This is a genomic window from Gracilibacillus alcaliphilus, from assembly GCF_016909015.1.
In the GTDB taxonomy this organism is placed as follows: domain Bacteria; phylum Bacillota; class Bacilli; order Bacillales; family Amphibacillaceae; genus Gracilibacillus; species Gracilibacillus alcaliphilus.
This window is the reverse complement of sequence record NZ_JAFBFA010000004.1, coordinates 90,335-106,539: the sequence shown is the minus strand read 5'-3', so window position 1 is coordinate 106,539 and position 16,205 is coordinate 90,335. Positions and strand designations below refer to the sequence as shown.

Annotated in this window: 13 protein-coding genes; 11 read left to right on the top strand and 2 right to left on the bottom strand. The window is 38.5% G+C overall.

The annotated features are described in order from the left end of the window. Window positions 1–16: 16 nt before the first annotated feature. The 9 genes from sufD to JOD18_RS04630 all read left to right on the top strand — a co-directional run bounded on the left by sufD (window position 17) and on the right by JOD18_RS04630 (window position 11,937). Window positions 17–1,324, top strand: coding sequence for a Fe-S cluster assembly protein SufD (gene sufD, locus JOD18_RS04670; protein ID WP_204667781.1), 1,308 nt, complete (start codon window positions 17–19; stop codon window positions 1,322–1,324). Next, entirely contained in the window at window positions 1,324–2,544 is a 1,221-nt protein-coding gene (locus JOD18_RS04665; protein ID WP_204667780.1) for a cysteine desulfurase, read from the top strand. The genes sufD and JOD18_RS04665 overlap by 1 nt, the downstream gene beginning before the upstream one ends. Continuing rightward, window positions 2,534–2,977, top strand: coding sequence for a Fe-S cluster assembly sulfur transfer protein SufU (gene sufU, locus JOD18_RS04660; RefSeq protein ID WP_204667779.1), 444 nt, complete (start codon window positions 2,534–2,536; stop codon window positions 2,975–2,977). The genes JOD18_RS04665 and sufU overlap by 11 nt, the downstream gene beginning before the upstream one ends. A 35-nt stretch (window positions 2,978–3,012) precedes the next feature. After that, window positions 3,013–4,410, top strand: coding sequence for a Fe-S cluster assembly protein SufB (sufB, locus tag JOD18_RS04655; RefSeq protein WP_204667778.1), 1,398 nt, complete (start codon window positions 3,013–3,015; stop codon window positions 4,408–4,410). 435 nt (window positions 4,411–4,845) lie between these two features. Beyond that, a complete protein-coding gene (locus JOD18_RS04650) occupies window positions 4,846–7,890 on the top strand; it encodes an ATP-binding response regulator (RefSeq protein ID WP_204667777.1) in 3,045 nt (1,014 codons plus the stop codon). A gap of 852 nt (window positions 7,891–8,742) precedes the next feature. Continuing rightward, complete coding sequence (locus JOD18_RS04645; RefSeq protein WP_204667776.1) at window positions 8,743–9,723, top strand: TraB/GumN family protein; 981 nt, start codon at window positions 8,743–8,745, stop codon at window positions 9,721–9,723. A 303-nt stretch (window positions 9,724–10,026) separates the two neighbouring features. Beyond that, window positions 10,027–10,539 (top strand): alpha/beta fold hydrolase, encoded by a 513-nt coding sequence (locus JOD18_RS04640; protein WP_204667775.1) that lies wholly within the window; start codon window positions 10,027–10,029, stop codon window positions 10,537–10,539. A 360-nt stretch (window positions 10,540–10,899) separates the two neighbouring features. Further along, on the top strand, window positions 10,900–11,745 hold the full coding sequence (locus JOD18_RS04635; protein ID WP_204667774.1) for an SPFH domain-containing protein: 846 nt from the start codon (window positions 10,900–10,902) through the stop codon (window positions 11,743–11,745). 12 nt (window positions 11,746–11,757) lie between these two features. Then, window positions 11,758–11,937: a type II toxin-antitoxin system antitoxin gene (locus JOD18_RS04630; protein WP_204667773.1), complete on the top strand. Its 180-nt coding sequence runs from the start codon at window positions 11,758–11,760 to the stop codon at window positions 11,935–11,937. Window positions 11,938–12,086: 149 nt separating this feature from the next. On the opposite strand, the gene JOD18_RS04625 is transcribed toward JOD18_RS04630, so the two are convergent. Further along, window positions 12,087–13,115, bottom strand: coding sequence for a YeiH family protein (locus JOD18_RS04625; protein WP_239587924.1), 1,029 nt, complete (start codon window positions 13,113–13,115; stop codon window positions 12,087–12,089). 123 nt (window positions 13,116–13,238) lie between these two features. Here JOD18_RS04625 and JOD18_RS04620 point away from each other — a divergent pair, with 123 nt between their 5' ends. Further along, entirely contained in the window at window positions 13,239–14,132 is an 894-nt protein-coding gene (locus tag JOD18_RS04620) for a LysR substrate-binding domain-containing protein (protein WP_204667896.1), read from the top strand. Window positions 14,133–14,619: 487 nt separating this feature from the next. Further along, window positions 14,620–14,841, top strand: a complete 222-nt coding sequence (locus JOD18_RS04615; protein WP_204667772.1) for a hypothetical protein — start codon at window positions 14,620–14,622, stop codon at window positions 14,839–14,841. A gap of 158 nt (window positions 14,842–14,999) precedes the next feature. Here the strand turns inward: JOD18_RS04615 and JOD18_RS04610 are convergent, their stop codons facing one another. After that, on the bottom strand, window positions 15,000–15,890 hold the full coding sequence (locus tag JOD18_RS04610; RefSeq protein WP_204667771.1) for a C40 family peptidase: 891 nt from the start codon (window positions 15,888–15,890) through the stop codon (window positions 15,000–15,002). Between the last annotated feature and the right edge of the window lie 315 nt (window positions 15,891–16,205).

Genomic DNA, 16,205 nt, shown 5'->3' with positions numbered 1-16,205 from the left:
GGGTAGGAGGTATCATATGACTGTGGAAATTAAACTTCCATTTGATCAGGACTATGTCCGATCATTTTCAGAAAACAGAAACGAACCAGATTGGATGAAAGAACTGCGTTTACAGGCATTTGATTTAATTGCAGGCTTAGAAATGCCGAAGCCGGATAAAACAAGCCTAACACGCTGGAATTTTGATGATTATAAACATGGCGTATCTGGGGAGACTATCTCATCATTAGATGAACTTCCTGAAGATATTAAAGTATTTTTAGATAAAGAAAATCATAACCAAAACTTAGTGATTCAACGCAACCAAACAGTAGCATATGCCTCATTATCTGATGAGCTGGCAGCAAAGGGTGTTATCTTAACAGACATCCAAACTGCTTTAGCGGAGCACAGTGATTTACTACAGCGATACTATATGAAAGACGCTGTGCAAATGGATGAACATAAGTTAACAGCATTACACACTGCTTTGATGAATGGCGGCGTCTTTGTTTACGTGCCAAAGAATGTACAGGTGGAAGAGCCGCTTCAAGCTGTTTTCTGGCAAGAAGACAACGAAGCTGCAACCTTTAGCCATGTAATCGTTGTGGCCGAGGCGAACAGTTCTGTTACGTATGTTGAGAACTATATTTCACAAAATAAAGAAGAACATGCTGTGGCGAATGTTATTGCAGAAGTAATCGCTCATGATAATGCACAAATTAATTTTGGTTCTGTTGATAATTTTGCGGCAGGTACGACTGCTTATGTCAACCGTCGCGGGGTAGCTTATCGTGATGCACGCATTGAATGGAATCTAGGTCAGATGAACGATGGGAATACTGTTTCCGAGAATATTACACATTTAATTGGTGATAATTCGTACTCTTATGCCAAAACTGTTGCTGTTGGACGTGGCGAACAAGTGCAGAATTATACTGCCAAAATTGTTAACTTTGGTAAGCAAAGTGAAGGTTTAATTTTACAGCACGGTGTAATGAAAGATAATGCGTCTGCTATTTTCAATGGTATTGGTAAGATTGAACATGGTGCTTCAGGTGCAAATGCAGAGCAAGAGTCACGCGTACTGATGTTAAGCAGTGGTGCACGAGGTGATGCGAACCCGATACTTTTAATTGATGAAGATGATGTTATGGCAGGTCATGCAGCGTCTGTTGGCCGTGTAGACCCGCTTCAATTGTATTACTTGATGAGCCGTGGTATTTCTAAACAAGAAGCAGAACGTCTGATTATTCATGGTTTCTTAGCTCCAGTAGTTACAGAGATCCCGATTGAAGCCGTTCGTAATCAATTGACTGAGGTAATTGAAAGGAAAGTTTATTAATGGATATACAATCTATTCGTAAGCAGTTTCCGATTCTGGGTCAAGAAGTAAATGGACATCCGTTAGTTTACTTAGATTCTGCGGCAACCTCCCAGAAACCTGTTTCCGTTCTGGAGGCAGTAGATGCTTATTATAAGTTAAACAACTCTAATGTACACCGCGGTGTGCATACTCTGGGAACAAGAGCGACAGATCAGTATGAGGGTGCAAGAGAAAAAGTCAAACACTTTATTAATGCAGCTTCTACAGCAGAGATCATTTTCACTCGCGGAACAACCACATCACTCAATACGGTAGCTTATGGATATGCACGTCAATTTCTAAAAGCCGGTGATGAGATTGTTTTGACACAAATGGAGCATCACAGTAATTTAATTCCTTGGCAGCAAGCAGCCAAATTTACTGGTGCAACGTTAAAGTATATCCCAATGGAAGCAGATGGGACGATCACACTGGAAGCTGTTCGTCAAACTATTACAGAGCAGACAAAATTGGTAGCTGTCACACACGTTTCCAATGTATTAGGCACCATAAATCCGGTCAAAGAAATAACACAAATAGCCCATGAAAAAGGGGCGGTTGTGGTTGTGGATGGGGCACAAGGGATTCCACATATGAAAGTGGATGTGACAGATTTAGACTGTGACTTTTATGCCTTTTCCGGCCATAAGATGTGTGCTCCGACAGGTATTGGTGTATTATATGGTAAGAAAGCTATTCTTGAGAAGATGGAGCCGGTAGAATTCGGCGGTGAAATGATTGATTTTGTCGACCTTTATGATTCTACATGGAAAGAGCTTCCCTGGAAGTTTGAAGGAGGCACACCTATTATAGCAGGCGCTATAGGGTTAGGTGCCGCGATTGATTTTCTGGAGAATATCGGTATGGATAACATCTTAGCTCATGAGCAGCAATTAGTGCAGTATGCAATAGAACAGTTGTCTGCTATAGAAGGATTAAAGATTTTCGGTCCTGAACGACGCAGTGGAGTACTTACCTTTAATATGGATCAAGTACATCCTCATGATACGGCAACGGTATTGGATGCAGAAGGTATTGCTATCAGGGCAGGGCACCATTGTGCACAGCCGTTGATGAAATGGTTAGAAGTTACGGCAACAGCAAGAGCCAGCTTCTATTTATACAATGATGAAAGTGATATTGACCGATTAGTAGAAGGAATCCAGCGAGCGAAGGAGTATTTCGGCGATGTCTTTTGATAATTTAGATACATTGTATCGGCAAGTTATTATGAATCATTATAAAAACCCGCGTAACCGTGGAACACTAACAGAAGAATCTGTTACAATAGATATGAACAACCCTACTTGTGGAGATCGCATTGAATTGCATCTGCAAATAGAAAATGGCATTGTGAAAGATGCCAAATTTGAAGGTGAAGGTTGTTCGATTAGCATGTCATCTGCTTCTATGATGACACAGGCAATCAAAGGTAAGAAAAAGGATGAGGCTATTTATATGTCATCCATTTTCTCGAAAATGATGTTAGGTGAAGATGTGGAGGACGTCGAGATTGATTTAGGGGACATCGAGGCATTACAAGGTGTATCGAAGTTTCCGGCCAGAATCAAATGTGCAACATTGGCATGGAAGGCAATGGAGAAAGCTGTTGCGGCTGATGAAGAAGAGTAATCAACGGAAATCCATCATCAATAGGAGGTAATAATATGGCTAAAAAGGCACCTGAAATAGGCGAATATAAATATGGCTTTCATGACAGAGATGTTTCGATCTTTCGTACGGAAAAAGGTTTGACTCGTAAAGTTGTAGAAGAAATCTCCCGCATGAAAGAAGAACCAGAATGGATGCTTGAATATCGTTTGAAAGCATTAGAACAATTTTACAAAAAGCCAATGCCACAATGGGGCGGCGATTTGTCTGAATTAGATTTTGATGAAATTACGTATTATGTTAAACCATCGGAGCGTTCTGAACGGTCATGGGATGAAGTTCCAGATGAAATTAAACAAACCTTTGATAAATTAGGCATCCCGGAAGCAGAACAGAAATATCTTGCTGGTGTATCGGCACAATATGAGTCAGAGGTAGTTTATCATAACTTGAAAGAAGACTTAGAGAACTTGGGTATTGTCTTCAAAGATACGGACACAGCTTTGAAGGAAAATGAAGATTTGTTCAAAGAGTACTTCGGTAAAGTTATCCCAGCTTCTGATAATAAGTTTGCTGCATTAAACTCTGCGGTATGGTCTGGTGGATCATTTATCTATGTTCCTAAAGGCGTAAAGGCAGAAACACCATTACAAGCTTATTTCCGTATAAACTCAGAAAATATGGGGCAGTTTGAGCGGACGCTTATTATTGTAGATGAAGGAGCTTCTGTTCACTATGTAGAAGGATGTACGGCACCAACTTATACAACGAATTCCTTACACAGTGCTGTAGTAGAGATTTTTGTTAAAAAAGATGCTTACTGCCGCTATACAACAATCCAAAATTGGGCAAACAATGTGTACAATCTAGTAACCAAACGTGCCACATGTGATGCAAATGCAACCATGGAATGGATCGATGGTAATATTGGTTCTAAATTAACCATGAAATACCCAGCTATTATTCTGAAAGGCGAAGGTGCTCGTGGTAATACCCTTTCCATTGCCTTGGCAGGTAAAGGCCAGCATCAGCATGCCGGTGCAAAAATGCACCACTTAGCGCCAAATACTTCTTCTACGATTGTATCGAAATCAATTTCGAAACAAGGCGGAAAAGTAACATATCTTGGTATGGTGCACTTTGGCCGTAAAGCAGACGGTGCCCGTTCTAATATCGAGTGTGATACCTTAATCATGGATAATCAATCTACATCTGATACCATTCCTTACAATGAGATTCTCAATGAGAATATCTCTTTAGAGCACGAAGCAAAAGTTTCTAAAGTATCAGAGGAACAATTATTCTATCTAATGAGTCGTGGTATTTCCGAAGAGGAAGCAACAGAAATGATCGTAATGGGCTTTATTGAGCCGTTTACAAAAGAACTTCCAATGGAATACGCCGTTGAGATGAATAGATTGATCAAATTTGAGATGGAGGGCTCCATCGGATAATCAATAAGAACTGAAGCACGAAGTATAAGCTTATGATAACATTCCTCATCTAATAAGCTGATTACTTCGTGCTTTTTTGCTTTATAGAGGCGGCCGTATGTATGATTGTTTACTCGGTATTGTCATGTCGTATTAGTGATTTTAATTTAAATTATCAGCTTTTGAACTAGCTACATATGAAGCAAATGGACGCCATAAATCAAGAGGAACGAAGTCGAGAATAACTTTTTGAAATTTTACTATAGGTTTAATAGTAGACATAACATTCCTAATTAACTATATATAATGACTATTTTATAATATAATATAGAAGGAATAACTAGGAAAAACCAGCGTCCTGTAATAATTTGAAACTGAAAGATTAGCAGGTGTTGGTATATAATGCTGTAAAAAATTCAGGATTTAAATATGTCCTCAAAAGAAGAGTTGATATAAATGAAACGTGATTATATCCGGACGGGGATTCTTGTCATTCTATTTATTATTAGTTTGTCTGCTTTACGGCTCATTTGGGTAGGCGTATTTCAAGAAAATATAACACCTGCTATTGTTGATGGAGAGCTTGATTTAAGTACCTGGGAAATAGAAGACAGTCGAACGTTGCAACTGGATGGAGAGTGGGATTTTTATCCATCTCAGTTTATCATACAGGAAAACACATTGCCTGTTGAAGCACCAGAAACGATTGAAGTACCCAATGGCTGGGAGAATAAGCTGGGCTCTCCTTTTGGTTATGGATCCTACAGGCTGCAAATGAAGGTACAGCCGGATGATGACCGGAATTTTAAATTATACATACCAAAAATCCCCACCTCGTCAGAAATCTATGTGAATGGCCGGGAAGTAGCAAAAATTGGTCAGCCAGCTGAAACAGAAGCGGAATATACTGCAAATGTCATGCCTCAGACATTGACCTTTACTGCGGACGAAGAAGGAAATATAGATATTGTTATTCAGGTTGCAAATTATAAAGACAGCAGAAAAGGCGGTATATATCACTCATTACGATTCGGTACAGAGGAAACAATTATGAGAGAAGTACAGCTTACAAACTATTCTCAAGTAGTAATTGCAGCCCTACTGCTTATTCATACTGTATATGCTTTAATTATTTATTTTATCGGAGGACGGGTTAAAAAGGTTCTTTCCTTTGCTTTACTGACCTTTAGTTTGTTTTCGGGATTTCTCTTTTATACAGGTGAGAAATTACTGCAGCAATTTGTTAATATAAGCTATGATTTAGAATATTGGCTGATACATACGGTGTATTTAATTAATTATTATGCCTATGTTCAATGTACTGATCATCAAAAGCTGCCTTATTGGAATAAAATTTTCCCATTTTTTAAATGGGGAATGGCTGCATTAGCTTTTGTTACTATCTTTTTATCTATGCCGCAAATTTTAGCTCTTCGTCCGATTTATAATATTTTTGCTTTTGTTACGGTGGTTGTTACTGTTGCTTCGATTACTCGGATGTATAAGAACAATCCAAAGTCTACCTATCTTCTGCTGTTCGGTTTTATTGCTATTGCCAACCATGGTATTTGGAATTTTATATGGACAGGACAAAGTGTATATCTGACCTTCTACCCATTTGATATGATGATTTTTGTAACATGTTATACTATTTTCTGGTTTCGAGGGTATTTTCAAAAGCATCAGGAAACAAAGAAAGTAGCGGAAAGATTAAAGAAAGTGAATGAAGAAAAGGATCAATTTTTGGCAAATACCTCCCATGAATTCCGTAACCCTTTAAATAGTATATTATTGCTATCTGAGGCGATACGTGATCGGGAAAAAACAACTTTATCGAAGCGGAGTATTAATGAATTAAATACCGTCTTGAATGTTGGACAGCAAATGAACCTATTGTTGACAGAATTATTGGAGGTAAGAAGCTTACAGGTTAATAAACCTAGGTTAAATAAACAGGTAATTGCATTGGAACCAATTGTTATAGGGGTTATAGATATTTTGCGTCTTTCATCCGATGTAAAGGGTTTGTCAATCGTTAATCAAATTTCCAAAGAATTTCCTTATGTATATGCAGATGAAAATCGTGTGAAACAAATCTTTTTTAATCTAATAGATAATGCGATTAAGTATACCCATCATGGATCGATTACTATCTCTGCTTCCGTGAAAGAAAATAATGCAGAAATTCAGGTGATGGATACGGGAATTGGAATTAGTGAGGAGGTGCAAAAGAGAATATTTCAGCCTTATGAACAGGGACAGACATCTAATAAAATGGCTGAAGGCGGTTTTGGATTAGGGTTAAGTATTACTAAACAGTTAATAGAGCTTCATGGCGGCGCTATCCGAGTTTCTTCCAAAAAAGGAGAAAAAACAACATTTACATTTACGTTAGCGCTGGCATCGCAAAAAGTGGTTGAGTCACCTCGTGAAGAGCAGACAGAAGAAGCTGTCAAGAAAGAGAAAAGAGAACAAACAGAGCTTCCGTCTTGGACAGATGGTCAAGCACCATCTGTTTTAGTAGTAGATGATAATCCTGCCAGCTTATTGGCTTTAAAGGCTATTCTTCCAGAGGAGATGTATAATACGGTGTTTGTTTCCTGTGCCAAACAGGCTGTAGAAGAACTAAAAAAGCGGGAATGGGATATTATTATTTCTGATATTATGATGCCAGAAATATCAGGATATGAACTCACTCGTATCATTCGGGAAAGGTTTTCTCTTACAGAATTACCTGTACTTTTACTTACTGGCGGTAGTACGGATATACAGGCTGCTTTTCTAGCTGGAGCAAATGACTATATTACAAAACCTGTGGAACCAGTTGAGCTGAAAGCACGTATGGACTCTTTGATAACTTTGAAGCATGTTGCTGAGCAGCAAATACAGCTGGAAACATCCTGGCTGCAGGCTCAGATAAAGCCGCATTTTTTATTTAATACATTGAATTCTATTATGGCGTTAAGCGAATTAGACTTAGAAGGAATGAAAAAGCTTCTGAATGAATTCAGTAATTTGTTAAGAAGTAAATTTCAATTTCAGCATATGAAAGATTTGATACCTTTAGAAGAAGAATTAAAAATTGTTCGTTCCTATTTATATATTGAGCAGGTTCGCTTTGGAGAAATATTGCAAGTAAACTGGGAGCTGAAGGATGAACAAGGGGTGCATGTGCCTTTATTATCCATTCAGCCATTGGTGGAAAATGCGGTACTGCATGGTATCAGAAACAGACAGGGCAAAGGGACGGTTACAATTAGCTGTAAAAAAGATTACTCCCATTCCATAGCAACGATTACGGTGGAAGATGATGGAGGCGGGGTAGAAGAAGCAGAAATTCAAAACATTTTAAACGGGGAATCTAAAAGCAAATCAGGTGTCGGTATTTTTAATGTGGATAAAAGATTGCATCAACATTTTGGGAGAGGATTGAAGATTGTCAGTTCTCCGGATCAGGGGATGAAAGTGTTTTTTGAAGTAGATTTGGGTGAAATGGAATAAAGATTATATGTAATTCGAGATGGAAGACTCCATCGAATAATCAATAAGAAGAGAAGCACGAAGAATAAGCTTGTGGTAATGTGATAATATTACTTTTCTAATAAAGCTGATTACTTTGTGCTTTTTGTTTTATTTATAGGTTCATAAACATTTATTTTTACAGTATACCTTTTTAAAAACTGAATGAAAATAAAAAAATATGGCAATTTGCGAAGAAAAGTGGATAAGATTGCATTTTGAAAATAAGTGCTTTTGTTGAAAATGAAACTAAATGAGAAGCTGTTCCGTATAGTACACTAACATCTAGTACTCAGATTTTGAAAAACATAAGAATACAACAATACCGATCGACTTTCAATAAGACAAAAATCAGAGTGGGTAGAATCGGTCTACTGATTTGAGGAAAATTAACCATATATTGTAATTGTGGAGACAGACGGTTATGCCCGTTCCTCTTAACTACACAATTACATTTTACGGGAGGGTTCCACACGTTAATTTCGATGAAAGACTGTCTTCAAATTTTCCACATCATAAATCCTCATTACTGATAGCAATTTCAGGCATAGAAGGAAGAAAATTACGATGATAGTTTAAGGGCAAGAAATAAAGGAAAAAGAAACAGTAGATGAATCTAAAAAGGAAGAAACGAAAGACAATATAAAAGAAAAATGTGCAAGTTATAAATCATAACAGCCAGAAAGTAAACTAAAAACTATCCAAATATTAAGTTGCTCATATAAAAAAATGCACCATTCATTGTTTGATGTTCTCCACTTATGTGATATATAATGCATGGGCGACGAAATGTCCGTATACTAGAAGCAACAAATGAAATGGGAGGAAAAAAGTATGAAAAAAATTTTATTATCGTTGCTCACCTTTTTACTTGCAGGTTTACTAGTTGCATGTAATACGGGAGACGATAACGACAGCGAAAATAATGATCCAATGGAAGAGACGGCAGAAGACACCAATGGCAGAGTAGAAACAGATGAAGCTGAGGCGAGTGGGGAAGGTAATGGCGGCTTCTTATGGAAAGTAGAACATGGTGATACGGAAATGTATCTGCAGGGTACGATTCATTTAGGTCATGATGATTTTTATCCATTAGATCCGGCGATTGAAGAGGCTTTTGAAAGTGCTGATGTGGTGCTGCCAGAATTTAATATGTTGGAAGTTGATATATCGGAAGAGGAATTGATGGATTATGTGATGTTCTCCGATGATACCACACTGGAAGAAGTCTTGTCAGAGGATACGTATGAAGAACTTGGCTCCATTTTTGAATCAGCTGGAATGGATGTAGAGACACTGAATGATTTTGAACCATGGTATGTTGAAATGATGCTGCTGCAGATTGGCATGACAATGAGCAATGTCAATGCACAAGATGCTGTTGATTTATATTTTCTGGAAAGAGCTATAGAAGATGACAAAGAAATTATTGATTTAGAAAGCCCGGAACAGCAGTTTCAAATGCTTACCGATTATTCCATGGAAACACAGGTACAGACATTAGAGAAGGCTGTTCAAGGTTTTGATAGTTATCCTGCTGAATTGGATGAACTTGCTGAAGATTGGCTTGCCGGGGATATAGAAGCAATGCGCAGTATGTCTGAAGAGTACGAAGAAGCAGACATAAATGATGAATATTGGACAGAGATCAATGATAACCGCAATATCGACATGGCCGATACACTTGATGAAATTCTGCAGGATGATAGTGGACAGACATATTTTGTCTTTGTTGGTACAGCTCATTTAACGATTGATCCTAGCATTGTGACGGAACTGGAGGACAAAGGTTATCAGGTGGAACATATATACTAAAGACACTATCCGTGAGGGATACACCTCACGGATACATTTTTTATGAGTCTGGGCAGTGATAAGCTTGTGCTGATGGTTGTTGCACAAATCAGGAAATATTGAATCAGAAGAGAGTGAAACGGTTGCGATTTTTTATAGCTGGTCATGCAACATAAATAATTTTGGGCACATAGTAAGAAGGAGGCGGTTAATGTGTTAGGTATATAATAGAATTCGGGGGGATATGCATAGTGAAACTAATCCAATAAAAAAAGACAACAATCTGCTACAACCTTGTCCAAAGAATATGTTGAGATTAATAATGTGAGGCAAGGTTTAATAATAGAAACGACAGATGACACTCTGACGGTATTACTAGTAGTACACGGTGGTCCAGGCTATCCGCTTTACCCTATAGTTAAGGCGAATAAGCTGGAACTCCACAAATTATTTACCGTATGCTATTGGGATCAAAGGGGAACAGGGATGTCGTACGTTGATCAGAGTGGTGCCCGTTATTCTATTTTTCGGGGTCTAAAAGATGTGTTGATGAATCGTCATTATCAGTTAAAGGAGAAAATTAATATCCTCAAGGGAAGTGTTTTGTCTTATCAATCATTAGGTAAGACGATGGCACATATGGATTTAACAAAGTTAGTGACTAAAATCTCTATACCCGTGTATATAATTCATGGAAAAATTGATTATCTAACGACACATACACAAGCACTACGTTTTTTAAATCAGCTGACAGCACCGAGTAAAAAATTCTTCACCTTTGAAAATTCGTCACATCCCCCATTTATAGAAGAAAAGGAATCTTTTTCACTATATTAAAAGAAGAAGTGTTGGTTGACACTACTATATAAATAAATGGTAACAACATATGTTTAGGAAAAATAATCCATTTGTTATTTCTTTTCTCCACTTGATGTGGTTCATCTGTGTACAGCTAAATATACTGTGTCAATGGACAAAGAGTATAAAGTGAAATCCTATATACATACACATTTTTATCATCATGACATAAATAGATCAAGGTGCTAATACTAGTTGAAAAGGGTGTATTAGCACTTTTTGTATGTCTTTAAATAAGTATTGTGTTTTTGGATAATAAAAAATTCAATCTTTCGTTTTACAATTTGATCCAAAAATGATATCATTATAATATGAATAAGATATGAAAGGATGGTTGTTATGCAAGAACGCAAAGCTTGGAGTATGAATGGAATATTAGGGATTGTTGTGATTGCAGTGTTACTTGGTGCAGGAATATTTAGTCTTACACAACTACAAATTTTTTTGGGAATCGTGCTGGTTGTTATTGCTGGTGTACTGATTAGCGGGGTTACGCTTGTTCAGCCCAATCAATCTGTTGTTGTAATCTTCTTAGGAAAGTATATGGGGACGGTTCGCCGGGAGGGGATTGTCATAACTGTGCCTTTCTCGGTTCGGCGAACGATTTCTTTAAGGGTGCGTAACTTTAATAGCAAGCGTCTGAAAGTAAATGATGTCAATGGGAATCCGATTGAAATTGCGGCAGTTGTGGTATTTAAGGTAGTGGATGCAGCGAAGGCTGTTTTTGATGTAGATCGCTATGAACAATTTGTGGAGATTCAGAGTGAGACAGCGATTCGTGCTGTTGCAACTACTTATCCATATGATTCGTTCAGCGATAATGAGCTGACACTGCGTGGGAATGCAGACGAGGTATCTGCCGAATTAACAACAGAACTTCAGGAACGTTTAAAGGTTGCCGGTGTCGATGTGATCGAAGCGCGGCTTACACACTTAGCTTATTCTACCGAGATTGCTCAGGCTATGCTGCAGCGTCAGCAGGCAAGTGCGATTATTTCTGCACGTAAGCTGATTGTCCAAGGTGCTGTAGGAATGGCGCAAGATGCGATTGCTCGTTTAGAAACGGACAATGTAGTGGATCTAGACGATGAGCGCCGGGTTGCCATGATTAATAATCTGCTTGTTGCGATTGTCTCAGATCGGGGAACCCAGCCGGTTATTAATACAGGATCACTGTATCAATAAGTTGGTTTTATTATGGCTAAGAAAAAAAATTTCCCCTTACGTGTGGACCCGGAACTCTATGCAATCTTACAGCGTTGGGCACAAGACGAATTCCGCAGTGTCAACAGCCACGTAGAATTCTTGCTTAGAGAGTCAGCCAAACGGGCAGGCAGACTGCCAAAGAGCCAGGATAAAAAAATAGGAGAAGATTAAACTTATTTCCTTGTGAATGGAGCAAGTTGTTATATCTAAAGGGAAAGTCATAAGAAACAAGTGAATTGATTTCTTATGACTTTTTGTATTGGAGAATGATAAGGGAAGAGTTGCTTGATGTTACCCCTTTAGCACAAAACACTCATGTTTCAAATAATAAAATAAGCAATAATGGTAAGACAGCTGGAAGTAATCATAACGGCTAACAGTGGTTTTAATGCTTTCGTTCGTAGGGCTTTGAGATTTACATTCAGCCCCAATCCAACCATAGCTGCGGTTAAGATCCATGTGGTTGCAGAAGCAATGCCTTCCATCAGGTTTGCTGATACAGGAATCACATCTCCAAGCAGATAGCTACCAACTAGACTCATCAGAATGAAACCGAGTAAAAACCAGGGGAATTCCACCTTGTGCTGGGTTTGCTTCTCTTTACGCTTGCGTTGCATAACATAAATAAGTATAAAGCAGACGGGAATAAGTAAGAATACTCGGCCTAACTTTGCTAATAGTGCTATGGCTAATGCCTCCTCACCGGCAGGCTCTGCAGCAATGGCGACATGGGCGAGTTCGTGTAAACTGATGCCTGACCAAATTCCATAATCTATTGCGTCGGCAGGTACTAATGGTCTTATAATCGTATAGCCAACTGCAAATACAGTACCTATCATTGCGATAATACCAACGCTTATGGCAGTATCTTCTTCTTTTGTATTCAGAATTGGTGCAACGGCAGCAATAGCAGCGGCTCCGCAAATACCTGTGCCAATTCCAAGGAGAAGGGAAATATGTTTATCCGCTTGGAATAATTTAGCAAGCCACATCATTACAACAATCGCAAACACAATAACCAAGCTGTCACGTACAAGCAGTCCTAATCCGTCACGAAAAATAATATCGATATTTAATTTTAATCCATATAAAATAATAGCTGCACGCAAAAGTCTCCTCGTTGAAAACGTAATACCTGCCCGCCAAGAATCAGGGTATCCGAAAAATTGCCGGTACATAACGGCAATAAGAATAGCACAGGCTAATTGACCGACATGGTCAAAGCCAGGCACTTTCGCCAATACATATCCAATCAAGGCAATAAAAAAAGTGAATGTGACCCCACTCAGCCATTTTTCAAAAGAGTGGAAATTTTGTTTGTTTATCTGCTGTAATAGTTGTGTCATCATGAAACCGCCTCCTTAACTTAGCATAACGGATACAGTTTGATAAGAAAAATTATTAATTATGATAGTTATGATAAGTAAAATGTTATAATAGAAAAAAAGTGGAGGGATGGAAGAGGAAAAATGATCGACAATCATTTGCAAATTTTTATAACAGTTGCGGAAAAGCAAAGTTTCTCTAAAGCGGCTGCAGAGCACTATATGACACAACCAGCGGTCAGCCAGTATATCCGTGCTTTGGAAGATAGTATCGGTATGCGTTTATTGGAACGCAGCAATAAATATGTTCGCTTAAATAAAGCCGGGGAAATTGTTTACCATTATGGCAAGGAAATTCTCGGTTTATATACCACCATGCAGAAGTTAGTAGATGATTTGACTAATAAAGCCAATGGATCACTGGGAATTGGAGCGAGCTATACATTTGGAGAATATGTCCTACCCAGAATTGTTGCGGATTTGCAAGTGAACTATCCAGATATTGAGCCAACGGTGACCATTGGCAATACAGCCATGATAGCTGAGCAGGTAGCGACACACCAACTAGACATAGGGATTGTGGAAGGACATTTTGAAGAAAAGGAAATTAATATAGAGCAATTGGCAGAGGATGAGATGGTGATTGTCGTTGCGCCGGAACACAAGTTAATGCATAAAGGAGGAAAAATGACAGTCAGTGATTTGGCAGAGGAGAAATGGATTGTGCGGGAACATGGTTCAGGAACAAGGGAAGCAACTGAAAAATTATTCGATGAATCGGCAATTAAACCTTCTCGGTTGATGTATTTCAGCAGTACCCAGCCAATTAAGGAATCGGTAGCTGCAGGGCTGGGAATTAGTTTGCTTTCGAGATGGACGATTCAAAAAGAAATAAAATATGGTGATTTAAACATATTACCAATCAAAGGCCTTCCGCTTGTACGTCAATTTTCAATTATCACCAAATCACCATTTCAAACTAAGGCTTTGGAAATATTTATTGACATGTTGCGTGACCATGCGGCAAAGGGCACGTTTTGATCTTTTATGATAATTTCAATTTTTTCGTTTTGTACAAATTCGTCGCTGAAGACCGCTTGTTTTCCTTTGTTCTTCATTTTTAGATATTAGTTGACACTATGTATATCTTTAGTTAATAGAGTTAATTTATTGTTGGAATTTTTAACATCTAACCCTTTTTCAGTGTGGTAGTAAAAAACATTCTGGGAGGTGACTGCCAATGATAAGTAGAGCTTATGATGAAATATAGAAATGAATATACAGAGGTGAAAGAGAGCCTATGTTTCGTAATGATACAAAAGGGAGCGCTTTAATTTATCTATAATCTTTCTGTTACTCGGTATGCAGACTAGGGTATGGACAGTATTGTTTGCCGATTTGGCAGTGGATATACAAATGGGAGAAAGACAGTTGGGCATCAGTTTGACCTTACAATCGATTGCAGGGATTATGGGCATCTATTTCGAGGGGAATCTTAAATCGTTTTGGACGCAGGATTATTTTAGTTTTGGGGTTAGCTGGGACAGGGTTGTTTTGCTGTTCACTCATAGTTGTAGATCAATTCAATTCACTTATTATTTTGTTTATTATAGGTGGTTTGGTTCTTGTGGATTTTTCGCTTGCCCCGATTACACCGATTGCGTTTTTCATGGCAGCGAAAGTGTCTGATCGAATCCGTGGACGAGAAGTGTCCATTGTTACGATCTCAGGTTACTGCTCCGTCCTTTAGTCTGCGCACGTCATTTGCCTTTTTAATGGTTTGCTCCGTAGGAATTATTCTGATTTCGATCATTTATCATCTGAATAATAAGTCCGAAACAATATGATTTAACGTAACTTCTCTACATTTCATCAAAAAAGAGCCTCACTAGGAGACTCTTTGCCTTATTATTGAATATATGATTTAGCGCCAAGATAATGGTTTTGCCAGTAGTCAATACTGATATCGGCAACCACTACACCTTCATTACCGGCATGAATCATTTGGTTGTTACCAATGTAGATTCCGCTGTGTGAGGCACCTTCTGTGTCATATGTTCCTTCGAAGAAGACAATATCACCCACATTAGGAGCATCGACATGTACACCAGTATTTACCCAATTATCACGGTGAGTACGGTCAATATCAATACCTACTTGATTAAACACATAATGGATAAAACCGCTGCTGTCCATCCCGCTAGGTGTTGTACCGCCCCAAACATATGGCGTTCCAATCACACTTTCGGCAACTGAGACAATATCAGATGAAAGGGAAGAAGATGTTTCTGCTGGTGGGGGAGTGTCTTCCTCAACGTTGCCTAATTCAACAACTGGTGTGTCATCCCCTGTGTTGTTGCTCTCATTTGCCTGTGTTTGTGTATTTGTATTGTTAGAGGTTACCCCTTTTAATGCACTTAATGTATTAGGTCCCGCAATACCATCAACTTGTAAGCCTTGATCTGCTTGGAAGTCACGTACAGCTTGAGCTGTAATATCTCCGAATATTCCATCGATGTGATAAGAATAATAGCCAAGATTTTGCAGGCTGTTCTGTAAATCTTCTACAGCCGCACCAGTGTCACCTTGCTGAATCAATGAGGAAGTCTGATTAGACGATGGGGCAGGCTCCTCTGCTACTTGAACGTTCTTGCTTTGACTGACACTTAAGTCCCCCTCAGCAGATTCTGGTCCTGCTTTTGCAAACGCATCACCTGTGAATGCAGGAGATAAAGCAATTGATGTAACAATTGCTGTAGATAGAAAATACTTTCTCACATTAAATTGCGATTGTACCAATGTTACTCCTCCTTGATTTAAATTAAAAATTAAACTAGCAAGTATGTACTATACATTGTCTAATTCTCTATGAAACACTGTAACACGAGAATATCACAACGAGTTTTCGAAAACTTTAAGCCGATATAACAAATTATTATAAGATATGACAAGGAACGACAGACGGAAAAAGAGGTGAGTCGGGCAGGGGAGGGTTTAGCACTTTTTTGTAAAATAAAACCATTACAATCAAATGACATTATTGCGTGTGTGTGGCGAAATTTTAACAAGGTGAAATTTATATAAGTGAATCGAAAAAAGAAGGGGAAGGTTGTA

What these genes read in the sequence shown, in the direction of transcription:
- sufD (WP_204667781.1), top strand. Translation starts at nt 17, where the DNA reads ATGACTGTGGAAATTAAACTTCCATTTGATCAGGACTATGTCCGATCA.
- JOD18_RS04665 (WP_204667780.1), top strand. Translation starts at nt 1,324, where the DNA reads ATGGATATACAATCTATTCGTAAGCAGTTTCCGATTCTGGGTCAAGAA.
- sufU (WP_204667779.1), top strand. Translation starts at nt 2,534, where the DNA reads ATGTCTTTTGATAATTTAGATACATTGTATCGGCAAGTTATTATGAAT.
- sufB (WP_204667778.1), top strand. Translation starts at nt 3,013, where the DNA reads ATGGCTAAAAAGGCACCTGAAATAGGCGAATATAAATATGGCTTTCAT.
- JOD18_RS04650 (WP_204667777.1), top strand. Translation starts at nt 4,846, where the DNA reads ATGAAACGTGATTATATCCGGACGGGGATTCTTGTCATTCTATTTATT.
- JOD18_RS04645 (WP_204667776.1), top strand. Translation starts at nt 8,743, where the DNA reads ATGAAAAAAATTTTATTATCGTTGCTCACCTTTTTACTTGCAGGTTTA.
- JOD18_RS04635 (WP_204667774.1), top strand. Translation starts at nt 10,900, where the DNA reads ATGCAAGAACGCAAAGCTTGGAGTATGAATGGAATATTAGGGATTGTT.
- JOD18_RS04630 (WP_204667773.1), top strand. Translation starts at nt 11,758, where the DNA reads ATGGCTAAGAAAAAAAATTTCCCCTTACGTGTGGACCCGGAACTCTAT.
- JOD18_RS04625 (WP_239587924.1), bottom strand. Translation starts at nt 13,115, where the DNA reads ATGATGACACAACTATTACAGCAGATAAACAAACAAAATTTCCACTCT.